Origin of the sequence: Streptomyces sp. DT2A-34 (genome assembly GCF_030499515.1) — a bacterium.
Classification (GTDB): Bacteria; Actinomycetota; Actinomycetes; order Streptomycetales; family Streptomycetaceae; genus Streptomyces.
In genome coordinates this window covers 3958568-3983290 of record NZ_JASTWJ010000001.1, presented here as the reverse complement: position 1 = coordinate 3983290, position 24723 = coordinate 3958568, and the positions used below count along the sequence as shown (strand labels likewise).

Here is a 24723-nt window from a genome sequence, read left to right as displayed (position 1 = left end):
AGGGACGGAGCCGGAATCAGGGACGGAGCCGGGATCAGGGACGGAGCCGGTGGCGGGTGTCATGGGGTGATTGTCAGTCAGGCCGCACTCGGCGGAAGCGCCCGGTCGGCGCGCGGTCAGTGCCTGGTCAGCGCCCGTTCAGCCGTGCCAACGCCGCGGTCTCCCGAGGCGGCTCTCCGCTCAGGTGGCCGAGCCGCCACGCGGGCACCCATGGCACCCGGTACACGTCGATGACCGATTCGATCACCTTGACGCGCTCGGTGAGCGGCCGCGGAAGCCGCCCCGGCGCGTCCGCGACGAGAACGACGGCATCGAGATCGATCCCGTGCGGAGCCTCACCGCGCCGGAAGACCCCAAGGGCGTTCAGGGCGGCGGCCAGCCCGGCCGCATGTGTACGGGCGACCAGCAGCACCGACGGCGGATCTGCGGGCCCGGGCCAGGCACGCCCGCAGTCGTGACCGCCGTACACCGCGGCGAGCGTGGAGACACCCGCCCCGCCGTGCGTGCCGATCCAGGAAAAGCGGCGGGGCGCGGTGGCGGAAGGGGAGGGCGGCGGCGATTCTTCCGGCAGGGCCACGGGCCCGCGGATCCAGATCTCCGGCCCCGGTTCCGGCCGCCCCTGCTGCACGTGCATGTCAGTCCGCATGCCCGCACTCCTCCCTCGTCACGCCACTGATCTTCGCGTCCGGCATGAGAACGCTGTGACGTGGCACAAGCTCCTGGAACGAGTCTGTGACGCCACGGTGACGTCCGCGCCGCGCGCGGCCGGAGAGACTCGACAGTACGTGCACGACGTGCACGACGTGCACGACGTGTATGACGTGTACGACATGCAGGACGTGTCCGAAGTACGTGTCCGGCCGGACGGCCGGACCTCGACGTCAGGGAAGCGATGTCTCTACTGAGCCGCGCGAAGAAGCGGGAACAGAAACGCGCCGCGGCCTCGGCGGCCCCAGCGGCAGCGCCGATCGACGTGCGCGTCCCCGCCGTCGGTCCGGGCGCCGGCGGCGCGTCGATCGGCGGCACCCCCGTCACCGCGGCCCCGGGCCAGGAGATCCAGCAGGCCGTCCTCACCCACCTCCAGCGCATCGCCCTCGCTGCCGGACACGCCGTGCACGCCACGGTCCACGACGAGCGCATCGGTTACGTCGTCCCGCTGCGGGTGGACGCGGACGGATCCAGCCACTTCACCGCCGAGCCCGTACGGACGGCTCCGCCCGGGGTTCAGGGAGCGCCAGGAGCGCCTGGAGCGCCTGGGGAGCCTACGGCGCCGGGAGATGCCGTACGGCTGCCTGCGGAGCCGCCCGCGCCCTCCGCGCCCTCCGTCTCGTCCGCGCCACCCGCCCCGGGCGCGACACCGTACCGGGACAAACCCACGCATGTCCTACGCCCCCTGCCAAGCGCTGTGCAGGACGCCTCGCCCACGTTCCGGTTGCGCGCGCTGCCCGAGCCGGTGCGGGACGCCGTGCCCGGCGCGGTCGTGCCGCCGCTGGGGGAGTTCGGCCCACCGCCCCTGATGGACGCGAGGCCGCTGCCGACCGCCGTACCGCAGACCGACCCGCCGCGAACCGCCGTACCGCAGACCGACCCGCCGCGAACCGCCGTACCGCAGACCGACCCGCCGCGAACCGCAGTACCGCAGACCGACCCGCCGCGAACCGCAGTACCGCAGACCGACCCGCCGCGAACCGCAGTACCGCAGACCGACCCGCCGCGAACCGCAGTACCGCAGACCGACCCGCCGCGAACCGCCGTACCACCCACCGTCGTACCGCAAGCCGACGAACCCGAGCCCATCTTCGTCTCCCACCCCGACCCCGACCCCAAGCCCACCCCACCCCGCGGCTTCGACGCCGTCGCCGAAGCCGTCCTTGGTGACGGGGCGCCCACCACCGCCGACGACTCGCCCTTCGCGGAACCGTTGGCGCGGATCAACGAGGCCGTGGCGGCGGGGCGGACGGCGGAGGCTGCGGAGCTTGCGGAGCGGACCGTGGCGGAGGCGTCCGCGGTGCTGGGATCGGCGCATGCCGAGGTGCTCCGGATGCGCGAACTCGCCGCGTACGCCGCCTACCTGGCCGGCGACCCGGTGCACGCGTTCGGCCTCTCCCTGGCCGTGGCCCGGGCCCACCACCACACCCGCGACGCGGAGGCGGCGTACAGCAGTCTCCAGGGCGCGGCCACGGCCTGGCGGGCCGTGCGGGATCCCGCGCAGGGGCTCGGCCTGGGCCGGGATCTGCTCGGCCTGTGGACCGAGCTCACAGCCGAGGGCGGTCCGGCCGCCGAGGACATCGAGGAGCTGGAGTCGGCCCGCGCCCGCATGGACCGCCTCACCGCCCGAGCCGCCAAGTCGGCCGAGCCGCCCGCCAGTTGACGATGTCGTGTGCTACTCGGACAGCTCCCACACCGCGTGCGCGACGGCGTCGCTGTTCCGGTCGAGGGCGGTGTCGTTGATGTTGGACGTGGTGTCGCAGGACGAGTGGTAGCAGCGGTCGAAGGCCTGCCCCGACGTACCGCCCCACTTGGCCGCCTGCGCCGCGGTCTTCGTACGGCTCGCCCCCGTGAACAGCCCGCCCACCGGCACGCCCGCGCTCTTGAACGGCGCGTGGTCGGAGCGGCCGTCGCCCTCGGTCTCGATCTCGGTCGGGACACCGAGGCCGGCGTAGTAGTCCTTGAAGGTCTTCTCGATCGCGGGGTCGTCGTCGTAGACGAAGTAGCCGGGGTTCGGCGAGCCGATCATGTCGAAGTTCAGATAGCCGCTGATCTTCGCGCGGTTGGCGGCGGAGAGGTTGTTGACGTAGTAGCGGGAGCCGACGAGCCCCAGCTCCTCCGCTCCCCACCAGGCGAACCGCAGATGCTTGGTGGGCTGGTGGCCGGCCCGTGACACGGCGAGCGCGGTCTCCAGGACGGCCGCCGAGCCGGATCCGTTGTCGTTGATGCCGGGGCCGGAGGAGACGCTGTCGAGGTGCGAGCCGGCCATGACGACCTGGTTGGTGTCGCCGCCGGGCCAGTCGGCGATCAGGTTGTAGCCGGTACGGCCGGACGACGTGAACTGCTGGATGGCCGTGGTGTATCCGGCGGCGTCCAGCTTGGCCTTCACATAGTCGAGGGAGGCCTTGTAGCCGGGGCGGCCGTGGGCGCGGTTGCCGCCATTGGCGGTGGCGATGGACTGGAACTGGGTGAGGTGGGCCTTGACGTTCGCGACGGGTATGTCGGGTGCGGCGGCGGCCTCGACGTCGGCCTCGGTCGCTGCGTCGGCTATGGATCCGCTGGTCAGGAGCGTGGCGGTCGCGACTGCGGCGGCCGCCGACGCGCGCCAGGAGACGGGGAGCTTCATGTGGGGGGCTCCGAATTCCAGGGGGACCCCCGTGGGGTGGCCACAGGGGATCCACAGTGAATGGGGTGCCTGGATGGTGGGGGTGAGCCTGACTCTCCGTCAAGAGTTCTATTCGGACGCGGAGTTCGCATAGGGAAAACCCTGCGTGCCTGTCACTGCACGCATTCACTGCCCCCCAGTCCCTGCCCCCAGTCGCTGTCCCCAGTCACTGCACGCAGAACTCGTTCCCCTCCGGATCCGCCATCACCACCCACTCCCCGCCCGGCTCCTTCACCTGCCGCAGCACGCTAGCTCCCAGCGCCTCCAGCCGTTCGACCTCCCGCTCCCGCTCCCCGGCCGGCGCGTGCAGATCGAGATGGAGCCGGTTCTTGACGGTCTTCGCCTCCGGCACGCGCTGGAACAGCAGCCGCCGCCCCCGCCCGGTTCCGCTGTCCGGGTCGTAGGGGTCGTCCGGATGCCGTACGGCCACCAGATCCCGGAAGGCCAGGCGGGCGTGGAACTCGACGACGGCCTCCCGCGGCACCGCGCCGAGCTCCAGCAGCCGCTCGATGAGGGCGTTGTTGTCCTCGACCTCGTAGTGCAGCGCTGCGGCCCAGAAGTCGGCCTGCGACTGGGGGTTGGCGGAGTCGATGACGAGCTTCCAGTGGAGGGGGGGTGGTGTGGTGCCGGGTGCCTGAGTCATGGGACCACTCATATGGGGTGGGGGAGGGGGCCGCAACGGGGAAACGCCGGTTGGTACATATCAGCCCGTCCGGCGTTTGAGGACGAGGCCCGTTCAGGGCCGAAGCGGGGGTCTGGGGGCGGCAGCCCCCAGATCAAGCGTCCACCGCAGCGGACGTCGGCTTCTCAACCCGCGGCACTTTGACCTCGGCGGCCCGCAAGCGCCGCGCCGCGCGCCACGCGTCCGCCGTGAGCAACGTCAACGCCAGCCACACCAGCGCGAACCCGGCCCACCGCTCGGCCGGCATCGCCTCGTGGAAGTACAGGATGCCGAGCAGGAACTGGAAGACCGGCGCCAGGTACTGCAGCAGCCCCAGCGTCGACAACGGCACCCGTATCGCGGCCGCGCCGAAGCAGACGAGCGGCAGCGCGGTGACGATGCCGGTGGCCGCGAGCAGCGCCACATGCCCGGGCCCCTGCGACGTGAACGTCGACTCCCCGCGCACCGTCAGCCACGCCAGATACGCCACGGCGGGCAGGAACTGGATCGCGGTCTCCGCGGCCAGCGACTCGACCCCGCCGAGATTGACCTTCTTCTTCACCAGCCCGTACGTGGCGAAGGAGAAGGCGAGGACGAGAGAGATCCACGGGGGCCGCCCGTACCCGACGGTCAGCACGACCACGGCCGCGAAGCCGACCCCGACCGCCGCCCACTGCACCGGCCGCAGCCGCTCCTTCAGCAGCAGCACGCCGATCGCGATGGTGACGAGCGGATTGATGAAGTACCCGAGGGAGGCCTCGACGACATGGCCCGTGTTCACGGACCAGATGTAGAGGCCCCAGTTGACGGTGATCACGCCTGCGGCCACGGCGACGAGCGCCAGTCGCCGCGGTTGCCGTATCAGCTCACCCGCCCAGGCCCAGCGCCGCACGAAGACCAGCGCGATCGCCACGAAGACGAGGGACCAGGCCATCCGGTGGGCGAGGATCTCGACCGCTCCGGCGGGCTTCAGCAGGGGCCAGAAGAGGGGAACGAGCCCCCACATCCCGTACGCCGCGAAGCCGTTCAGCACTCCTATGTGCCGCTCACCGCCCGACTTCCCCGTCACGGCCCCTCCTTCATGCCCTCACCCGGCCGTGCTCTTACGACGGCTCGCACGAAGGTAACGCCGAACGCCCCCGCGTGTCATGCCCGTATCGCTATACGGTCATGACAGGCGGGGGTGGAGTGCGCGAGGTGCGCGGGGCGGAGCGCGCAGGGTGCTCCCGGTGGAGCTCAGCCCTTGACCGCGGCCGCGATCGCGTCGGCGATGGGCGTGGTCGGACGGCCGGCCAGGCGGGACAGGTCCCCGCTGTCGACGACCAGCTCGCCCTTCTCGATGCTGGTGTCCACACCGGCCAGGATCGCGGGGAGCGGCTCGGGCAGCCCGGCGCCGGTCAGGATGCCGACGAGGTCCTCGGCGGAGACGGCGTTGTTGGCGATCTCCTGGCCGCTCTGCCGGCTCAGCTCGGCGGCGTACTCGGCGAAGCTCCAAGCGACGTCGCCGCCCAGCTCGTACGTCTTGTTCTCGTGCCCCTCGCCGGTCAGTACGGCCACGGCGGCGGCCGCGTAGTCGGCTCGGGAGGCGGAGGAGACGCGACCCTCGCCGGCGGCGTGGGTGACGGCGTTGTACTGAAGGACCGGGGCGAGGTTCTCGGTGTAGTTCTCGTGGTACCAGCCGTTGCGCAGCAGCACGTACGGCAGGCCGGACGCCAGGAGCGCCTTCTCGGTGCCGCGGTGGTCGTCGGCGAGCGCGGCCGTGAGGCTGCCGGGGGCGCTGGTGTAGGCGAGGAGTGCGACGCCGGCGGTCTTGGCGGCGTTGATGACGACCTGGTGCTGGCCGACGCGGTCGTTGCCGACCTCGCTGCCGGATATGAGCAGGACCTTGTCGCCGGCCGCGAACAGCGTGCCGAAGGTGTCGGGGGTGTTGTAGTCGGCGACCGCGATCTTCACGCCGCGCTCGGCCAGGTCGGCGGCCTTCTCGGGGCTGCGGACGACGGCGGTGACCTGGTCGGCCGGAACCTTCTCCAGTAGCTGCTCCACGACGTGGCGGCCCAGGTTCCCGGTGGCTCCGGTGACGACGATGCTCATGAAGAACTCCTTGTGGGGTGCGTTGGCACTAACCCTACGGGAGGCGCTAACTTAGCGAAAGTACCCACTTTGAAGTAAGGTACTGGCATGGCAGTAAGTAACGGTGTGAGCAACGGTGAGGAGATGTGCCCCTACCGCCTGGTCCTGGAGCACGTCACCAGCCGCTGGGGCGTCCTCGTCCTGATCGAACTCCTGGAACGCCCCTACCGCTTCGGCGAACTGCGCCGCGCGATCGGCCGGGTCAGCGAGAAGATGCTCACCCAGACCCTCCAGACCCTGGAACGCGACGGCCTGGTCCACCGCGACGCGAAGCCGGTGATCCCTCCGAGGGTCGACTACTCCCTGACCGACCTGGGCCGCGAGGCGGCGCAGCAGGTACGGGGGCTGGCGCTGTGGACCAGTGAGCGGATGGGGGAGGTGCAGAAGGCGCGCGAGGCGTACGACATGCGCAAGGCCGAATCCCGTACCTGAAGGTGAGGGCCCGGTGCCGTACGGCACCGGGCCCTCAACCGCGTTCCGAACGCGCCGGTCAGCCCACCACTGTCCAGGTGTCCCCACCCGCCAGCAGCGCCGCCAGATCCCCCTTGCCGTTCTGCTCGATCGCCGTGTCCAGCTGGTCGGACATCTGGGTGTCGTACACCGGGCGCTCCACCGAGCGGAACACGCCGATCGGTGTGTGGTGCAGGGTGTCCGGGTCGGCCAGGCGGGAGAGGGCGAAGGCCGTGGTCGGGGACGTGGAGTGGGCGTCGTGGATCAGGATCTGCGACTCGTTCTCCGGCGTCACGGTGACGACCTTCAGGTCACCGGTCTGCGCATCCCGTACGACGCCGCGCGCCCCGTCCGTGCCGAAGCGGATCGGCTGCCCGTGCTCCAGCCGGATTACCGCCTCCTCCGCCTGCTGCCCCGTCTTTGAATTGGATGCAGTCTTGAGGGCCTCGAAGGCGCCGTCGTTGAAGATGTTGCAGTTCTGGTAGATCTCGATCAGCGCCGTCCCCTGGTGGGCGGACGCCTCGCGCAGGACCTGGGTCAGGTGCTTGCGGTCGGAGTCCACCGTGCGCGCCGCGAAGGACGCCTCCGCGCCGATCGCCAGCGACACCGGGTTGAAGGGCGCGTCCAGGGAGCCCATCGGCGTCGACTTGGTGATCTTGCCGACCTCGGAGGTGGGCGAGTACTGGCCCTTCGTCAGGCCGTAGATCCGGTTGTTGAACAGCAGGATCTTGAGGTTGACGTTGCGCCGCAGCGCGTGGATCAGGTGGTTGCCCCCGATCGACAGCGCGTCGCCGTCACCGGTCACCACCCACACGCTCAGGTCGCGCCGCGACGTCGCCAAGCCCGTCGCGATCGCGGGGGCGCGGCCGTGGATGGAGTGCATGCCGTACGTGTTCATGTAGTACGGGAAGCGGGACGAACAGCCGATGCCCGAGACGAAGACGATGTTCTCCTTGGCCAGGCCCAGCTCCGGCATGAAGCCCTGGACCGCGGCGAGGATCGCGTAGTCACCGCAACCGGGGCACCAGCGCACTTCCTGATCGGACTTGAAGTCCTTCATGGACTGGCGTGCCTCGGCCTTGGGGACGAGCGAGAGCGCCTCGATCGTGCCCGTGCCTTCCGTGGACGTCTCAGCCATCGATGGCCTCCTTGAGCGCCTTGGCGAGCTGTTCCGCCTTGAACGGCATGCCGTTGACCTGGTTGTACGAGTGGGCGTCCACCAGGTACTTCGCCCGGACCAGGGTGGCGAGCTGGCCGAGGTTCATCTCGGGGATCACCACCTTCTCGTAGCGTCCGAGTACCACGCCCAGGTTGCGCGGGAACGGGTTCAGGTGGCGCAGATGCGCCTGCGCGATCGACTCGCCCGCGGTGCGCAGGCGGCGGACCGCCGCGGTGATCGGGCCGTACGTCGACCCCCACCCCAGCACCAGCGTCTTCGCCTCGTGCGGGTCGTCCACCTCAAGGTCCGGGACGTCGATGCCGTCGATCTTGGCCTGGCGGGTGCGGACCATGAAGTCGTGGTTGGCCGGGGCGTAGGAGATGTTGCCCGTGCCGTCCTCCTTCTCGATGCCGCCGATCCGGTGCTCCAGACCCGGCGTGCCCGGGATCGCCCACGGCCGGGCGAGGGTCTGCGGGTCGCGCTTGTACGGCCAGAAGACCTCGCTGCCGTCCTCCAGGGTGTGGTTCGGCCCCTGCGCGAACTGCACGGTCAGATCCGGCAGCTCGTCCAGCTCCGGGATCCGCCAGGGCTCCGAGCCGTTGGCCAGATAGCCGTCCGACAGCAGCATCACCGGAGTGCGGTACGTCAGCGCGATCCGCGCCGCCTCCAGGGCCGCGTCGAAGCAGTCGGCCGGCGTGCACGGGGCGACGATCGGCACCGGCGCCTCGCCGTTGCGGCCGAACATCGCCTGGAGCAGGTCCGCCTGCTCGGTCTTGGTCGGCAGGCCGGTCGAGGGCCCGCCGCGCTGGATGTCGATCACCAGCAGCGGCAGCTCCAGCGAGACGGCCAGCCCGATGGTCTCGGACTTCAGGGCCACACCGGGTCCGGAGGTGGTGGTCACCGCCAGCGAGCCGCCGAAGGCCGCCCCCAGTGCCGCGCCGATGCCGGCGATCTCGTCCTCGGCCTGGAAGGTCCGTACACCGAAGTTCTTGTGCCGGCTCAGCTCATGCAGGATGTCCGAGGCCGGGGTGATCGGGTACGAGCCCAGGAACAGCGGCAGGTCCGCCTGGCGGGACGCGGCGACCAGTCCGTAGGACAGGGCGAGGTTCCCGGAGATGTTCCGGTAGGTGCCGACCGGGAAGGCGGTCGTCGCCGGGGCGATCTCGTAGGAGACGGCGAAGTCCTCGGTCGTCTCGCCGAAGTTCCAGCCCGCGCGGAAGGCGGCGATGTTGGCGGCCGCGATGTCGGGTTTCTTGGCGAACTTCGACTTCAGGAACTTCTCGGTGCCCTCGGTGGGCCGGTGGTACATCCACGACAGCAGGCCCAGCGCGAACATGTTCTTGCTGCGCTCGGCCTCCTTGCGGGTGAGGGCGAACTCCTTCAGCGCCTCCACCGTCAGCGTCGTCAGCGGCACCGGATGGAGGCTGTAGCCGTCCAGCGACCCGTCCTCCAGAGGCGAGGCGTCGTAGCCCACCTTCTGCATCGCCCGTCTGGTGAACTCGTCCGTGTTGACGATGATCTCCGCGCCGCGCGGCAGATCGCCGATGTTGGCCTTCAGGGCCGCCGGGTTCATCGCGACCAGCACGTTCGGTGCGTCGCCCGGGGTGAGGATGTCGTGGTCGGCGAAGTGCAGCTGGAAGGAGGACACGCCCGGCAGGGTGCCGGCGGGGGCGCGGATCTCCGCCGGGAAGTTCGGCAGTGTCGACAGGTCGTTGCCGAAGGACGCCGTTTCCGAGGTGAAGCGGTCGCCGGTGAGCTGCATACCGTCGCCCGAGTCCCCCGCGAAACGAATGATCACCCGGTCCAGCCGGCGGACATCCTTCGTCCCTGCCGGTTTGCGCTGCTCTCCCACGACGGCTTCGTCGGCCTGCTCCGCTGGGCTACTGACCTGGCTGGTCACTGAACTTGACCTCCCTTGATGCGGGTGTCCGGGCATGGCCTTCCCGCAAGCCTTCCCAGGATCAACCCTACGTCCGCAAAGGTCGCCCTCCCCGGGCCATTCGCATGACGGACATCGATTTGAGACGGTTCGCCACCCTGACTTGTCATGATTTACACGCCCCCCCCCGACGCTTCCTCTGAAGACGCTCCCTGTACTTTGTTCGGTTGCCGCGTTCGGTTGCCACGTACGCGGCTGCTCTGCTGAGGCCGCGGGAGTGATCGCCCGCGACGGTCGTCGACAGTGGGCACCCATGGTGGTCACCCGCAGTAGTCATCCCCAGGGGTCACCGCCGAAGGCCACCGACGACGGTCACCCGAGCGGTCCCCCACTTGACTGACACGGTGTCAGGCCGTCAGGAGTTCAGATAGGTGAGAACCGCGAGAACGCGCCGGTGATCCCCGTCGCTCGGGGACAGCCCGAGCTTGAGGAAGATGTTGCTGACGTGCTTCTCGACGGCGCCGTCGCTCACCACCAGCTGCCGGGCGATCGCGGAGTTGGTCCGCCCCTCGGCCATCAGCCCCAGGACCTCCCGCTCCCGCGGGGTGAGCCCCGCGAGCACGTCCTGCTTACGGCTGCGGCCCAGCAACTGGGCGACGACCTCCGGATCGAGGGCCGTACCCCCTTGGGCCACCCGTACGACCGCGTCCACGAACTCCCGAACCTCCGCCACCCGGTCCTTGAGCAGATAGCCGACTCCACGGCTGGAACCGGCCAGCAGCTCCGTGGCGTACCGCTCCTCCACGTACTGCGACAGCACGAGTACCCCAAGTCCGGGGTGTGCCTTCCGCAGCTGCACGGCCGCCCGCACCCCTTCGTCGGTGTGCGTCGGCGGCATCCGCACGTCGGCGACCACCACGTCCGGCAGCTCGCCCTGTCCGTCCAGCTCCGTGATGGTCTTGATCAGCGCCTCGCCGTCGCCCACCCCCGCCACGACCTCGTGCCCACGGTCGGTCAACAGCCGGGTCAGCCCCTCCCTGAGCAGCACCGAGTCCTCGGCGATGACCACCCGCACCCTGTCCTCCACGATCCCCGGCCCCCCGAGCCTTGGCATTCGGCCGAGCGTGCCCCGGCCCTGTCGTCCCTCGCGACCTCAGTATCCCGCGATCGACTCTTCGCCACCGGGCCTGTGGAAAACCCGCTCGACCGCGTTCGAATCGCGCGGGCACGAAGGAGGCGCTTCGAGGCGCATGCTCGGGAGCGCTTGGCATTCCGGAGGGGCCGGGCGCCCTGGCCCAGGGAGTGTGGGCCCAGGAGGTGTGGGGCCGTGTGGGCCCAGAGGTGCGGAAGGGGGACCGCAGCGCAGTCGCCCCTGATCCACCCGTACAAGGCAGATCAGGGGCGAGCCGCTGAGACGCTTCCGCGGCCGGGCTACACCGTCCGCCAAGGCAGCTCCGCCGTGACCCGGGTGGGCCCGCCCACCGGTGAGTCGACCACCAGGATCCCGTCCACCGCGTCCAGCCGCTCGGTCAGCCCCGCCAACCCCGAGCCGCTGGAGGCGCTCGCGCCGCCGACGCCGTTGTCCACGACCTGCAACATCAGCCGGTTCTCCACCCGCCACACATCCACCGCCGCCCACGTGGCCCGCGCATGCTTGCTGATGTTCTGCAGCAGCTCCGACACCGTGAAGTACGCGATCCCCTCGATCGCCGGCACCGGTCGCTCCTCGAGGTCGACCTGGACCTCCACCGGCACCGTGCAGCGCGAGGCCACCGCCGACAGGGCCGCGTCCAGCCCTCGGTCGGTCAGGACGGCCGGATGGATCCCGCGTGCCAGATCGCGCAGCTCCTGAAGCGCCGTCTTCACCTCGCCGTGCGCCTCGTCCACCATCCGTGCCGCCGCCTGCGGGTCCTCCGTCAGCTTCTCCTTCGCCAGGCCCAGATCCATGGCCAGGGCCACCAGGCGAGCCTGGGCCCCGTCGTGCAGGTCGCGCTCGATGCGCCGCAGGTCGGCAGCGGCCGTATCGACCACGACACCTCGGTCCGACTCCAGTTCCACCACGCGCGTGGCCAGCCGCGACGGCCCGAGCAGGCCGTGCACCAGCAGCCGGTCCACCATGGTCAGCGCCCGCACGATCCACGGAGTCGCGAGCGTGAACAGCAGCCCCACCAGTGCGGTGACCGTGATCTCGAAGGGGTTGTCGAGGTAGAGGTGGTGGGTCTCGTCGCCGTACAGCTGAAGGCCGTCCTGACCGGCCCACACCGGGAAGACCCAGAACCACAGCGGATACGTCAGCAGCCCCCAGCCGTACGCCCACACGTTCAGGGCGACGACGAAGGAGAACACCGCCCACGGGAAGTGCAGCAGCGCGTACAGCACGCTCCGCCACGACGTCCCGCTCTTCAGTACGGCGCCCATCCAGGCCATGAAGCCGCTCCGGCGCATCCGCAGCGGCTCCGGGTCGGCCACGTCCAGGTCCAGCAGCGCACGCGCGCGTGCCCGCTCCAGCGCGCCGAAGCCACGGCAGCCGGCCAGGCCCGCCGCCAGCACCGGGATGCCGAGGAACGTCACCAGCAGGCCCGCGCCCAGCGACACCATCGTGATGGCGTACACGAACAGCACGATGCTGATCGGCAGGCTCAGCAGCACGTACCCGAACTCGCGCCAGCTGCGTGCCTCGAACGGTGCCCGCAGTCCGGCCGGCAGCCGGTGCCGTCGCTCGCCGCCGTGCTCGGGAAGGCCGCTCTCGGCGTAACCGAGCCCGTGCCCGTAGCCCTGTCCGTACTCCGTGGCCATCGGCGTCGTCCGTTCTCCTCGTCCCGTCAGCCCCGCCGCCGGGGCTGTGCCGTCGTATCTCCACCCTGCTCGACCGCAGGTCGGCGGACCATGGAGGCCGTCGGCGTCTCGAACGGGGGGTTTTCCCTACCCCGGCCCGGCGCTCAGCCCTACCCGGGGACGCGGTCCCGCCAGGGCAGTTCCGCCGTCACCGTCGTGGGGCCGCCCGGCGGTGAGTCGATGACGAACAGACCGTCCACCGCGTTCATCCGGTCGGCGAGCCCGCGCATGCCCGTACCTCCGTCGAGGCGCGCGCCCCCGCGGCCGTCGTCCCAGACCTGGATCAGCAGCCGGTCCTCCGACCGCCACACGTCCACCGACGCCGACTTCGCCCCGCTGTGCTTGCTGATGTTCTGCAGCAGCTCGGAGACGGTGAAGTAGGCGATGCCCTCGATGGCCGCGGCCGGTCTGGACAGCAGGTCGACGGTCACCTTCACCGGCACCGTGCAGCGCGAGGCCACGGCCGACAGGGCGGCGTCCAGGCCGCGGTCCGTCAGTACGGCCGGATGGATGCCGCGCGCCAGATCGCGCAGTTCCTGCAGCGCTAGCTTCACCTCGCCGTGCGCCTCCGCGACCATCGCCGCCGCCGAGTCGGGATCCTCCAGCAGCTTCTCCTTGGCCAGGCCCAGGCCCATGGCCAGGTTGACCAGGCGGGCCTGCGCGCCGTCGTGCAGGTCGCGCTCGATGCGGCGCAGATCGGCGGCGGCGTGGTCGACGACGACGCCCCTATCCGACTCCAGTTCGGCGATACGGCGCTCCAGCTCGTCGGAGGGCGACAGCAGGCCGCGCACCATCGCCCGGTCCGCGTTCGCCAGACCCCGCGCGATGAACGGCAGCACCGGCCACAGCACGAACAGCGAGGTCAGGGTGGTGGTGAAGGTGAGGATGCCCCAGGGCAGGCGGATGAAGTCGTACAGGATCGTGCGCCAGCCCACCGGGTCCTTCAGCGCCAGCCACAGCTGCGGGAAGAAGCCGTTCTTGCCGCCGCGCAACGGCAGCGGACTCGGCTCGTCCACCCGCACCCCGAGCAAAGCACGCGCGCGTGCCCGCTCCAGCTTGCCCAACTGCCGCGCGCCGATCAGCCCGGCAGCGAGGACGGGGAACCCGATCACCGTCACGGTCAGCAAGGCACCGGTGAACAGCACCGTCACGACGTAGGTGAAGCCGAGCAGCGACATCGGAAGGTTCGCCAGGAGGTGCGCGATCTCCTTCCAGGTGTGCCGGTCGTAGGCGAAACGGGCGGGCGGCAGCGGCGGCTGCTCGCTGTCGGACCACCCGGAGGCGTCCCGCGAAGGGCTGGGGCGTTCGGTCATATGGGCTAGCGTGCCGCGCCGCGCGCCCCGGCGCCATGAGGCGGACCGCCCCCGCCCAGGGGGGAAATCCCCACCCCGCGACCCGGCGGGGCATCGGGCCGCGTGACCGGCCGGCGCCGGGCCGTCGCATCTCAAGGGGATCTCAAGGCGTGACGGGCTGCTTACGGTGTCTTTAGCAGGGCCTAGACTCCCGTGCGTACAGATCGTCGAACAGCGGTGTTCACGAGATCACAAGCAGCGGGACACTGGTTCCAGGGACTGGTTCGGGTTCTGGTTCCGGGACCGGTCCTGGATACCGGTCACGAGGTCACGAGGTCAGGGAGCGAGGGGCGGACGTGTCGGAACAGACCGTCGTCGTCGCGGCGGATGCGCATTACGTCGTCGTCTCGGCGGACTACTTCCAGTCCTACTCGGTCGTCGGACTGCTGGCGGCCGTCGGCGTGCTGTTCGTCGCCGTCGCCTTCGGGGCGGGCCGCCTGCTGCGCCCCGTGGTCCCGACGCCCGAGAAGCTCCTGACGTACGAGTGCGGCGTCGACCCCGTCGGCGAGGGCTGGGCCCACACCCAGGTCCGCTACTACGTCTACGCCTTCCTCTACGTGATCTTCGCCATCGACTCGATCTTCCTGTTCCCCTGGGCCACGGTCTTCGCCGACCCGGGCTACGGCGCGACCACGCTCGTCGAGATGTTCATCTTCCTCGGCTTCCTGGCCGTGGGCCTGCTCTACGCATACAAGAAGGGCGTCCTGGCATGGACGTGACGCCAGACACCGAGGGGCAGCCGGTCCTGCTGCCGGAGCCGAAGCGGCTGGGCGCGCTCGCCCGCCTCGCCCCGGAGCCGATGAAGGTGATCCTGAACTGGGGACGCCGCTACTCGCTCTGGGTCTTCAACTTCGGTCTCGCCTGCTGCGCGATCGAGTTCATCGCCGCGTCGATGGCCCGCCACGACTTCATCCGCCTCGGCGTGATCCCGTTCGCGCCCGGCCCGCGCCAGGCCGACCTGATGGTCGTCTCCGGCACGGTCACGGACAAGATGGCCCCGGCCGTGAAGCGCCTGTACGAACAGATGCCCGAGCCGAAGTACGTCATCTCCTTCGGGGCCTGCTCCAACTGCGGTGGCCCGTACTGGGACTCCTACTCCGTCACCAAGGGCGTCGACCAGATCATCCCGGTGGACGTGTACGTCCCCGGGTGCCCGCCGCGCCCGGAGGCGCTGCTCCAGGGGATCCTGAAGCTCCAGGAGAAGATCGCGCGGGAGTCGCTGGGGGAGCGGTACGGCGGTGGGACGGCGGGGCCGTCCACCGCGGCGCTGCAGAGCGGGCTGGTCAGGGCGCCGGGTGCGCCGGGAGCGGGTGGTGGCGGTACCGGCGGTAGCGGTACTGGTGGTGGCGCGGGGGAGGCCCACCGATGACGACGATCGGCTGGCTGCCCGCCCCCGTCGAGGACCTGTTCGGCCCCGAGGCCACGGCCGAGGAGTCGTACGAGGTCCTGACGGTCGACGTGCCCCCCGCCTCCTGGATCGCCGCGCTGGAGGCGGCCCGCGACGAACTGGGCTGCACCTACTTCGACTGGCTGAGCGCGGTCGACGAACCGGGCACGGGCTTCCGCGTCGCGGCCCACGTCGCCGCCCTGTCTCCGGTACGACGCCTGCTGGTCCGTACGACGGTCCCGCACGAGGCACCGACACTGTCCTCGGCGGTCGGCGTGTACGCGGGCGCGGCCTGGCACGAACGCGAGACGCACGAAATGTTCGGCGTGGCGTTCACCGACCACCCTGCCCTGGACCACCTCCTCCTCCCGGACAACTTCGAGGGCCACCCCCTCCGCAAGGACTTCGTCCTGGCGGCCCGCGTCGCCAAGGCCTGGCCCGGCGCCAAGGAGCCCGGGGAGCCTGCGGCGGGTGCGGCACACGGCGGCCCGAAGCGCCGCCAGATGCTGCCCCCCGGCGTCCCCGACCCGAACGAATGGGGGCCCCTGAAGGGCCAGCTCCCCCTGCCCCGGCCCGCCCGGCCAGGGGCGCGGCGGGACGCGCGGCGGGGGAACGCCCGGCACGGGCGGCCGGAGAGCGTCCGGCGCGGCGTGCTCGTACGGCGGCGGAGGGTTCGGCCGGCCAGGCGGAGACGTCGGCGGCTGGGGCAACGGCTGGAGGAGCAACGGCGGCTGCAGCTCCGTCGGCTGGAGCTCCAACTGGTGAAGCTCCGGCGGCGGGTGCGGCGCGGCGTGCTCGTACGGCGGCGGAGGGTTCGGCCGGCCAGGCGGCCGCTGCTGGAGCCGAGCCCGCGGAGGAGACGGGCACGTCTTCGGCGGCCGATGACACGCCCCCGACCACGTCAGGTACTCCGGCCGCACCGCGGCGTGCGCGCAGCGCGAGCGAAGGCTCGGCATCGCAGCGCCCGGGAACGGGCACCACCCCCGCCGGCCCCCGCCGATCGCGCAGCTCCTTCCAGGGCTCCGCCAGCCAGCGGGCGGCGTCCGAACCGACGGCGTCCGAACCGACGGCGTCCGAAGCGACGGCGGCCGATGTGACGGCGTCCGACACCGCGGCGTCCGACGCGCCGTCGACGAATGCCGCCGACGAAGCCGTTACGCCCTCGACCCCACCGGCCCCCGCGAAGCCCCCCGCGGCCCCCCGCAGCCCCGACGCCCCGTGGCACCACGCCCGCCCGGCCTTCCACGAGCCGGAACCCAGTCGACGAGCCGAGCCTGAGCCGCAGACCGAGGCCGAGTCGGCGCCGGAGACCGCGGCGAAGCCAAAGCTCGCCACTTCGGGTGACGGCGATGCATCAGAGGCACCGAAGCCGCAGCCCGCTGCGCCCAGGGAACAGCCCGAGCCCGGCGAAGCCGCCACCGCAGAGCACGCGCCGAAAGCCGATCGGGCCGTCACTCCCGATCGGGCCGTCACTCCTCGCCAGGCCCCGGCCCCGGAGTCCGGCCAAGAGGCCACCGAAGGTCAGCAAACCACCGGTGCCGCTCCCGCCTCGAAGCCCGGCGTCTCCGACTCCGCAGCCACCCCCAAAGCGCCCGAAGCCTCTGAAGCTCCCGAAGCCTCCGAGGCTCCCGAACGCTCCGACGACTCCGAAGCCCCCACCGACGACCGCACAGACCCCGCAGGAGGCCCGCAGTGAACGACGCGCTCGACGTCACCCTGCGACTCCTGATCGTCTTCGTCGTCTTCCTCACCTTCCCCCTGATCATCGGCCAGACCGAGCACAAGGTGATGGCCCACATGCAGGGCCGCCTCGGCCCGATGTACGCCGGCGGCTTCCACGGCTGGGCCCAGCTCGTCGCCGACGGCGTGAAGTTCGCGCAGAAGGAAGACGTCGTCCCGGCGGGCGCGGACCGCCGTGTCTTCCAGCTCGCCCCCGCAGTGGCCCTCCTCCCCTACCTGCTCGTCCTCCTCGCCATCCCCATCGGCCCGGGCGAGGGCGCGGTCGGCGAGGTCATCGACGCGGGCATCTTCTTCGTCCTGGCGGTCATGGGCGTGGGCGTCCTCGGCTCGCTCATGGCCGGCTGGGCCTCCGCCAACAAGTTCTCCCTCCTGGGCGGCCTGCGCACCGCCGCCCAGCTCCTCGCCTACGAACTCCCGATGCTGCTGACCGCCGCCTCCGTCGCGATGGCGGCCGGTACGGTCTCCCTCCCCGGCATCCTCGACGCCTTCGAGTGGTGGTGGCTGCCCTGGCAGATCGTCGGCGCGATCGTCTTCTTCGTCGCCGGACTGGCCGAGCTGCAGCGCCCGCCGTTCGACATGCCCGTCGCCGACTCGGAGATCATCTTCGGCGCCTACACCGAGTACACCGGCCTGCGCTTCGCCCTCTTCCTCCTCGCCGAGTACGCCGGAATCGTCGTCCTGTGCGGCCTGACCACCGTCCTCTTCCTGGGCGGCTGGCACGGCCCCTGGGGCGCCGACGGCCTCGGCTGGGTCTGGACACTGCTCAAGACGGCCGTCCTCGCCTTCATCGTTATCTGGCTCCGCGTCACCTATCCCCGCCTGCGCGAGGACCAGCTCCAGAAGCTCTCCTGGACCCTCCTCGTCCCTCTCTCCCTCGCCCAGATCGCCCTCACCGGCATCGTCAAGGTGGTGATCAACTAACCATGGCCCCCATCCCCGGCTCCGGCCTCGCCAAGGGCCTGGCCGTCACCCTCCGCACGATGACGAAGAAGTCCGTCACCGCGCAGTACCCGGACACCCAGCCCGACCTCGCGCCCCGCACCCGCGGCGTGATCGGCCTGTTCGAGGAGAACTGCACGGTCTGCATGCTGTGCGCCCGCGAGTGCCCCGACTGGTGCATCTACATCGACTCCCACAAGGAGACGGTCCCAGCGGCGACCCCCGGCGGCCGCGAACGCAGCCGCAACGTCCTCGACCGCTTCGCCATCGACTTCTCCCTGTGCATGTACTGCGGTATCTGCATCGAGGTCTGTCCTTTCGACGCCCTGTTCTGGTCCCCGGAGTTCGAGTACGCCGAGACCGACATCCGTGACCTCACCCACGAGCGCGACAAGCTCCGCGAGTGGATGTGGACCGTCCCGGCCCCGCCCGCCCTCGACCCCGGCGCGGAGGAACCCAAGGAGATCGCCGCCGCCCGCAAGACCGCCGAGAAGCTGGCGGCCGCGCAGGCCGAGCAGGCCGAGCCGAAAGAGCCGAACGAGCCGCGGGAGGGCGAGTCGTGAGCCCCACCTACGCCACGCTGACCACGGCCGCCGACACGCAGGGCTTCCTCTCCCCGACCGGCGTCGAGATCGCCTTCCTCCTCGTCGGCCTGGCCACCTTCGGCGCCGCGCTGATCACCGTCACCACCCGGCAGCTGGTGCACGCCGCCCTGTGGCTGGTGGTCACGCTCGGCGGCCTGGCCGTGGAGTACCTCCTCCTCACCGCCGAGTTCATCGCCTGGGTGCAGGTCCTCATCTACGTCGGTTCCGTCGTCGTCCTCCTCCTGTTCGGTCTGATGCTCACCAAGGCCCCCATCGGCCGCTCCCCGGACGCCGATTCCGGCAACCGCTGGGCCGCCCTCACCGTGGCCCTCGCCGCCGCGGCCACCCTGATCTGGGTCGTCGTCGACGCCTTCCGCACGACCTGGATCGACCTCGACGGTCCCGCCGCCGGCTCCACCAGGGCCACCGGCGAAAGCCTCTTCCAGAACTGGGTCCTCCCCTTCGAAGGCCTCTCCGTCCTCCTCCTCGCCGCCCTGGTCGGCGCGATCGTCCTGTCCCGCCAGGCGAAGGCGGAGCCGAGCTCTCCCCCTGTGAACTCCCGGGCCAAGACCGCGAGTTCCCCATCCGCCCCGGATTCCCGCAATCACCCGATCCGGCGAACTGGGTCGTCGGAGGGAACTGAGCCGACCGAGCAGGAAGGCGCCCGCTGATGCACCTCGCCTACCCCGCCGTACTCTCCGCCCTCCTCTTCTGCACCGGCCTGTACGGCGTCCTCGCCCGCCGCAACGCGATCCTGGTCCTGATGTCCGTCGAGCTGATGCTCAACGCCGTCAACCTCAACCTGGTCGCCTTCGACGTCTGGCTCAGCAAGGCCGCCGAGGAGACCCTGCACTCCGGCCAGGCCCTGACCCTGTTCACCATCACCATCGCCGCCGCAGAGATCGGCATCGGCCTGGCGATCGTCCTCGCCGTCTACCGCAACCGCGGCACCTCGGACATCGACAAGCTCCGCGACAGCGCCGAGAGCCACGACACCGACGGCCCCGACCGCGACGCCTCCACGACCCCGCAGGCCGAGAAGGCTGAGGCCACCGCGTGACCACGACCACCCTCGCCGTCCTCGTCCCCCTCCTTCCGTTCCTCGGCGCCGGACTCGGCCTGCTTTTGGGCCGCACGGCACCCGGCTTCGTCCGCCCGCTCGCCGTCCTGCCGACGCTCGCGTCCCTGGTGCTCGCCGCGGTGGTCGCCGTGCGCCAGGGAGGCGACCAGGCGATCAACGCCGCCACCGAGCTCACGCCCACCGGCTCGGTCCCGATCGAACTCGCCCTGCACATCGACGGCTTCGCCGCCCTCGTCGCCGTACTCGTGGGCGTCGTCGCCACGTGCGTGCAGATCTACTCCACGGGCTACCTGCGCGAGGACCCGCGCTACCCCTCGTACGCCGCGCTCGTCTCCCTGTTCACCTCCGCGATGCTGCTCGTCGTCTACTCCGGCGACCTGATGGTGCTGCTGGTCGGCTGGGAGATCATGGGCATCTGCTCCTACTTCCTGGTCGGCCACTACTGGGAGACCCCGGAGGCCCGCGCCGCCTCCATCAAGGCCTTCCTGGTGACCAAGCTCGGTGACGTCCCCTTCCTCATCGGCCTGTTCGCGCTGGCCACCGACGCCGGCTCCTTCCGCATCACGAAGATCCTCGGCACCGTCGCGAGCGGCGGACTCGACCACCCGACCCTGATCGCCCTGCTGCTCCTCGCGGGCGTGGCCGGCAAGTCGGCGCAGTTCCCGCTGCACACCTGGCTCCCCGACGCCATGGCGGGCCCGACACCCGTCTCCGCGCTGATCCACGCCGCGACGATGGTCGCCGCCGGTGTCTACTTCATCGCCCGTCTCCTCCCGGTCTTCGAGGCCTCCCAGGCCGCGATGATCGTCCTCGCCGTGATGGCCGCCGTCACGATGATCGGCTCTGGCCTCGCCGCGCTCGCCCAGGACGACATCAAGCGCGTCCTCGCCTACTCGACGATCGGCCAGCTCGGCTACATGACCGGCGCCCTCGCCGTCGCCGACCGCGGTGCCGCCGTCTTCCACCTCCTCTCGCACGGCGCCTTCAAGGCGCTGCTGTTCCTCGCGGCCGGCGTGATCATCCACGCCGCCGGCACCAACTCGCTGGCGGCCATGTCCCGCATGAAGAATCTGCGCGCCCGCGTCCCCGACGCCTACTGGACGATGACCGTGGCGCTCCTCGCGCTCGCCGCGATCCCGCCGTTCAGCGGCTTCTTCTCCAAGGAGTCCGTCCTCGGTGCTGCCGAGCACGTCGCCACCGGTCACGCCGAGCGCGTCCCCGGCGCCTCCGGCTGGATCGTCCTCGTTGCCGGCCTGCTCACGGCCCTGCTCACCGCCGCCTACGCGATGCGGCTGTGGCTGCTGGCCTTCCGCGGCCGGGGCGCCGAGGCCCCCGACCACGGCAGGCAGCCGCTGACGATGACCGTGGTGCTGTGGGTGCTCGCCGCCCCGTCCCTCGCCGTCGGCGCGCTCGCCTTCCGCGTGCTCCCCGACTGGTTCGACGGTCGCGACCTCGCCCCGACCCTCACCACCTCCGTCCTCGGCACCGGCGTGGCCCTCGTCGGCGGCATCGTCACCTACGCCGCCTGGCGCCACACCACGGCCGTGGCGGCCCGCGTCCCGCTGGGCGCGGTCGCGGCTCACCCCGAGGGCGACGCCGCCCAGGTCGAGGCCGAGGCCATCGCCAGCCACGCACCCGCGTACGGGGGAGTGGCCTACGCCCCCGACCCGGCGGACCCCGGCCGGCTGCTGCTCGGCCCGCTGCACCGCCACGCGGCCGTCGGCTTCCACCTCGATGCCGTGTACCGGGCGTTGTTCGTCCGCCCGGTCCAGGCCGGCGCGAGTCTCGTCCGGTTCCTCGACCGCGAGGTCGTCGACACCTACGTCCGTGGGGCGGGTGCTCTACCCCGCTGGCTCGGCATCGCCGTACGGCGTGCCCAGACCGGCAATGTGCAGACCTATGTGAGCGCGCTGCTCGCCGGCACCGTCGTCCTGGCGGTCGCCGCCGTCCTCGTCGCCACGGGAGCGTGAGCAGGCGTGATCGATATCAACGAGTCCGTGATGCAGTTCCTTCTGGCGTTCATCGTCGTCGGCCCGCTTCTCGGCGCGGCCGCCGCTCTCCTGCCCGCCCCGCCCGGACTGAAGGGGAAGTCGCCCGAGCAAGCCGTGCTGAGGCACGGCGTGACCGTGACCGGCGCCGTCCTCATCGCCGCGATCGTCCTCGCGCTCGGCTTCGACCACGACCAGCCGTCGAAGATGCAGGCCAGCACGGACATCAGCTGGATCCCCGCACTTGATGTGCGCATCCACCTCGGCATCGACGGCATCTCCCTCCCCCTTCTGGTCCTGACCGCGCTGCTGACCTTCCTCTGCGCGCTCTACTCGTACTTCAAGATGCCCGCGGGCCCGACCCCGAAGGCCTTCGTCGCACTGCTGCTCGTCCTGGAGTCCGGCACCCTCGCCACCTTCGCCGTCCTCGATCTGCTGCTCTTCTTCCTCGCCTTCGAGATGGTCCTGATCCCGATGTACTTCCTCATCGCCCGCTGGGGCGGCGAGGGCCGGGCCGAGGCCGCCTGGAAGTTCATCCTCTTCACGCTGCTCGGCTCCGTGGTCATGCTGCTCGGCCTGCTCCTGATCGGAATCAAGGCGGGCACATTCGACATGGTGGCACTCGCCACTGACAACGGCCGGACGCTGACCACATCCGTGCAGGTCATCGCCGTTTTGGCGATCGGGATCGGGCTCGCGGTCAAGACGCCGATGTGGCCGCTGCACAGCTGGCTGCCCGACGCCCACACCGCCGCGCCGACGGTCGGCTCGGTCCTGCTGGCCGGCGTACTGCTGAAGATGGGTACGTACGGGTTCGTCCGAATCCTCCTGCCGATCACCCCTGACGGCTTCGCCGACTTCGCGCCGTACCTCGCCGCCTTCGCCGTCGTCGGGATCATCTACGGATCCCTGGCCTGCCTGGCCCTCGCCAAGCAGGGCGCGAAGGGCGACCTCAAGCGCCTCATCGCCTACTCCTCCGTCGGCCACATGGGCTTTGTCCTGCTCGGCATCGCCACGATGACCCCGACCGGCGTGAACGGTGCCCTGTTCGCCAACATCGCCCACGGCCTCATCACCGGCCTGCTGTTCTTCCTGGTCGGCGCGCTGAAGGACCGTACGGGCACCACCGACCTCGACGCCCTTGCCGAGCAGACCGGCGCCGCGCTGTACGGCAAGGCCCCGCGCCTCGGCGGCCTGCTCGCGTTCGCCGCGGTCGCCTCCCTGGGCTTGCCGGGCCTCGCCGGGTTCTGGGGCGAGATGCTCGCGCTGTTCGGCGCGTTCGAGCCGGCCGCCGAGCTCAGCCGCCCGGCTTTCCTCACCTTCATGGCGATCGGCGCGTTCGGCACCCTGCTCACAGCCGCGTACCTGCTGGTCGTGGTCCGCCGCGTCTGCATGGGCGCCGCACCGCACCCGAAGCTCGCCGACGTCCAGACGTACGAGTTCGCGGCCTGGACCCCGCTCGTCGCCCTCACCGTCGTCGCCGGCCTGTGGCCGAAGACTCTCCTCGGCCTGACCGACCCGGCCGTGCAGCAGCTCCTCGCAGGAGGCACCCGATGAGCTCCCTGGCCCAGCCCCTGGCCGAGTCGGTGGTCCAGTCCGTCGACTGGCTCGCCATCGCGCCGCCCACCGTCGCGGCGGTCGTCGGACTCGTGGTCCTCGTCGCCGACCTGTTCGTCGCGGAGCACAAGAAGGCCCTGCTCGGCTGGACGTCCGTGGCCGGCCTCGCGGTCTCCGCGCTCCTGCTGCTGCCCCTCCTCGACGGCGACCGCTCCACCTTCTGCCTGACCGGCGACGCAGACGTCTGCAGCTACACTGCCGACCGCTTCACGCTCGTCATCCAGTTCCTGGTCCTCGGCGGCGCCCTCCTCGCGGCCCTCCTGTCGGTCACCGCCCTCAAGGACGCCGACAAGGGCCTCCCTGAAGGGGAGTTCTGGTTTCTGCTGCTCTCCTCCGCTGCCGGAGCCGCCCTGCTCCCTGCGTCCCGAGACCTGGCGACCCTCATCGTCGCTCTAGAGGTCGCCTCTCTCCCCGCTTTCGCATTGGTCGGCCTCCGCCACGGCGACCGCAAGTCCTCCGAAGCGGCCCTGAAGTTCTTCCTGTCCTCGGTCATCGCGACCGCGGTCAGCCTCATGGGCATCAGCTTCGTGTACGCCTCCACCGGCACGCTCTACCTCACCCAGATCGCCGACCGCATCCAGAACGTCGACGGACAGCTCCAGACCCTCACCCAGACCGGAGTCGTCCTCACCCTGGTCGGCTTCGCCTTCAAGACGGCCGCCGTGCCCTTCCACTTCTGGGTGCCGGACACCTACGTGGGAGCGCCCCTGCCGGTCGCCGCCTACCTGTCGGTCGTGGGCAAGGCGGTCGGCTTCACCGGCCTGATCCTCGTCACGGTCGTCGCCCTCCCGTCGTACGCCGATGTCTGGGGCCCGGCCCTCGCGGCGCTCGCCGCCCTCACCATGACCGTCGGCAACGTCGGTGCCCTGCGCCAGCAGGCCACGCGCGCGTACAGCGCGGTTCGCCTGCTCGCCTGGTCCTCCGTCGGCCAGGCCGGCTACCTCCTGGTGCCGATCGCGGCCGCCGCGTACTCCGGCGACGGCGAGCGGTCCATCGGCTCCACCGTCGCCTACGCCCTCATGTACGCCGCCGTGAACCTCGGCGCCTTCGCGGTGGCCGCACTCGTCGGCCGTACGAAGACCCTCAACCGCCTCAGCGACTACCGCGGCCTGTACGCGCGCAACCCCCTGTCCGCCCTGATCCTGGCCTTCTTCCTGCTCTGCCTCGCCGGACTCCCGCCGGGCATCATCGGCCTCTTCGCCAAGGTCACCGTCTTCTCCGCCGCCGTCGACGCGGGCCTCGGCTGGCTGGCCGTCGTGATGGCCGTCAACGTCGTGATCGCGCTGTTCTATTACCTCCAGTGGACGGCCCTATTGTTCCGCGCCCCCGAGGGCGAGCCCGTCAAGCACCTCGTCCCCGCGCCCGTGACGGCCACGTTGGCCCTCACCGGAGTCGTAGGCATCGCGCTGTCCGGAGCCCCCCAGCTGATCCTGCGCTTCGCCGACACCGGGCTCTTCTGAGCCTCTGGCGTATTCCGTACGCGCGCGTGGGGCACTCGCCTTCCACGCGCGCGTGGCGTGTGCCGGCGCCTTCACCCGGACGGCCCAC

General features: G+C 70.9%; 21 protein-coding genes and 1 pseudogene. 12 read left to right on the top strand and 10 right to left on the bottom strand.

The window, feature by feature from the left end; translation table 11 throughout:
• Positions 1-127 precede the first annotated feature (127 nt).
• A complete protein-coding gene (locus QQM39_RS17475) occupies positions 128-646 on the bottom strand; it encodes a DUF6668 family protein (RefSeq protein ID WP_301997768.1) in 519 nt (172 codons plus the stop codon).
• Positions 647-892: 246 nt separating this feature from the next.
• Between QQM39_RS17475 and QQM39_RS17470 the strand changes: the two genes are divergently transcribed.
• The gene (locus QQM39_RS17470) at positions 893-2371 is read left to right on the top strand and encodes a tetratricopeptide repeat protein (RefSeq protein WP_301997767.1); all 1479 of its coding nucleotides are present in this window, start codon (positions 893-895) and stop codon (positions 2369-2371) included.
• A gap of 12 nt (positions 2372-2383) precedes the next feature.
• Here the strand turns inward: QQM39_RS17470 and QQM39_RS17465 are convergent, their stop codons facing one another.
• The 4 genes from QQM39_RS17465 to QQM39_RS17450 form a co-directional block, all read right to left on the bottom strand.
• Positions 2384-3334: a M28 family metallopeptidase gene (locus tag QQM39_RS17465; protein ID WP_301997766.1), complete on the bottom strand. Its 951-nt coding sequence runs from the start codon at positions 3332-3334 to the stop codon at positions 2384-2386.
• A 205-nt stretch (positions 3335-3539) separates the two neighbouring features.
• Positions 3540-4016 carry a VOC family protein gene (locus QQM39_RS17460; protein ID WP_301997765.1) on the bottom strand — a complete coding sequence of 159 codons (477 nt, stop codon included), beginning with the start codon at positions 4014-4016 and terminating at the stop codon, positions 3540-3542.
• 133 nt (positions 4017-4149) lie between these two features.
• Entirely contained in the window at positions 4150-5103 is a 954-nt protein-coding gene (rarD, locus tag QQM39_RS17455) for an EamA family transporter RarD (RefSeq protein WP_301997764.1), read from the bottom strand.
• Positions 5104-5270: 167 nt separating this feature from the next.
• Positions 5271-6125 (bottom strand): SDR family oxidoreductase, encoded by an 855-nt coding sequence (locus tag QQM39_RS17450; RefSeq protein WP_301997763.1) that lies wholly within the window; start codon positions 6123-6125, stop codon positions 5271-5273.
• Between the two features lie 87 nt (positions 6126-6212).
• On the opposite strand from QQM39_RS17450, the gene QQM39_RS17445 reads away from it, so the two are divergent.
• Positions 6213-6596, top strand: coding sequence for a helix-turn-helix domain-containing protein (locus QQM39_RS17445; protein WP_301997762.1), 384 nt, complete (start codon positions 6213-6215; stop codon positions 6594-6596).
• A 58-nt stretch (positions 6597-6654) separates the two neighbouring features.
• Here QQM39_RS17445 and QQM39_RS17440 read toward each other — a convergent pair whose 3' ends face one another.
• From QQM39_RS17440 to QQM39_RS17420, 5 genes are all read right to left on the bottom strand, one after another.
• Positions 6655-7752 carry a 2-oxoacid:ferredoxin oxidoreductase subunit beta gene (locus tag QQM39_RS17440; protein WP_301997761.1) on the bottom strand — a complete coding sequence of 366 codons (1098 nt, stop codon included), beginning with the start codon at positions 7750-7752 and terminating at the stop codon, positions 6655-6657.
• Positions 7745-9673 carry a 2-oxoacid:acceptor oxidoreductase subunit alpha gene (locus QQM39_RS17435; protein ID WP_301997760.1) on the bottom strand — a complete coding sequence of 643 codons (1929 nt, stop codon included), beginning with the start codon at positions 9671-9673 and terminating at the stop codon, positions 7745-7747. Before QQM39_RS17435 ends, QQM39_RS17440 begins: the two co-directional genes overlap by 8 nt.
• Before the next feature lie 394 nt (positions 9674-10067).
• On the bottom strand, positions 10068-10766 hold the full coding sequence (locus QQM39_RS17430) for a response regulator transcription factor (protein WP_301997759.1): 699 nt from the start codon (positions 10764-10766) through the stop codon (positions 10068-10070).
• Positions 10767-11083: 317 nt separating this feature from the next.
• Positions 11084-12448: a sensor histidine kinase gene (locus QQM39_RS17425; RefSeq protein ID WP_301997758.1), complete on the bottom strand. Its 1365-nt coding sequence runs from the start codon at positions 12446-12448 to the stop codon at positions 11084-11086.
• Between the two features lie 149 nt (positions 12449-12597).
• Positions 12598-13800 (bottom strand): sensor histidine kinase, encoded by a 1203-nt coding sequence (locus QQM39_RS17420; protein WP_301997757.1) that lies wholly within the window; start codon positions 13798-13800, stop codon positions 12598-12600.
• Positions 13801-14135: 335 nt separating this feature from the next.
• On the opposite strand from QQM39_RS17420, the gene QQM39_RS17415 reads away from it, so the two are divergent.
• From QQM39_RS17415 to QQM39_RS17370, 10 genes and pseudogenes are all read left to right on the top strand, one after another.
• Entirely contained in the window at positions 14136-14558 is a 423-nt protein-coding gene (locus QQM39_RS17415) for an NADH-quinone oxidoreductase subunit A (RefSeq protein WP_301997756.1), read from the top strand.
• Positions 14549-15208, top strand: a complete 660-nt coding sequence (locus tag QQM39_RS17410; protein ID WP_301997754.1) for an NADH-quinone oxidoreductase subunit B — start codon at positions 14549-14551, stop codon at positions 15206-15208. The genes QQM39_RS17415 and QQM39_RS17410 overlap by 10 nt, the downstream gene beginning before the upstream one ends.
• Positions 15205-16922, top strand: a pseudogene (locus tag QQM39_RS17405) (NADH-quinone oxidoreductase subunit C). The gene QQM39_RS17410 and the pseudogene QQM39_RS17405 overlap by 4 nt, the downstream one beginning before the upstream one ends.
• A complete protein-coding gene (locus QQM39_RS17400; protein WP_301997752.1) occupies positions 16919-17887 on the top strand; it encodes a complex I subunit 1 family protein in 969 nt (322 codons plus the stop codon). Before QQM39_RS17405 ends, QQM39_RS17400 begins: the two are co-directional and overlap by 4 nt.
• A 2-nt stretch (positions 17888-17889) precedes the next feature.
• Entirely contained in the window at positions 17890-18468 is a 579-nt protein-coding gene (locus tag QQM39_RS17395; protein ID WP_301997750.1) for an NADH-quinone oxidoreductase subunit I, read from the top strand.
• A gap of 17 nt (positions 18469-18485) precedes the next feature.
• A complete protein-coding gene (locus QQM39_RS17390) occupies positions 18486-19160 on the top strand; it encodes an NADH-quinone oxidoreductase subunit J (protein ID WP_302003616.1) in 675 nt (224 codons plus the stop codon).
• On the top strand, positions 19160-19549 hold the full coding sequence (nuoK, locus tag QQM39_RS17385) for an NADH-quinone oxidoreductase subunit NuoK (protein ID WP_301997748.1): 390 nt from the start codon (positions 19160-19162) through the stop codon (positions 19547-19549). The genes QQM39_RS17390 and nuoK overlap by 1 nt, the downstream gene beginning before the upstream one ends.
• The gene (locus tag QQM39_RS17380) at positions 19546-21540 is read left to right on the top strand and encodes an NADH-quinone oxidoreductase subunit L (protein ID WP_301997745.1); all 1995 of its coding nucleotides are present in this window, start codon (positions 19546-19548) and stop codon (positions 21538-21540) included. Before nuoK ends, QQM39_RS17380 begins: the two co-directional genes overlap by 4 nt.
• A 6-nt stretch (positions 21541-21546) precedes the next feature.
• Positions 21547-23115: an NADH-quinone oxidoreductase subunit M gene (locus QQM39_RS17375; RefSeq protein ID WP_301997743.1), complete on the top strand. Its 1569-nt coding sequence runs from the start codon at positions 21547-21549 to the stop codon at positions 23113-23115.
• Positions 23112-24635, top strand: coding sequence for an NADH-quinone oxidoreductase subunit N (locus QQM39_RS17370; RefSeq protein WP_301997741.1), 1524 nt, complete (start codon positions 23112-23114; stop codon positions 24633-24635). Before QQM39_RS17375 ends, QQM39_RS17370 begins: the two co-directional genes overlap by 4 nt.
• Positions 24636-24723: the final 88 nt, after the last annotated feature.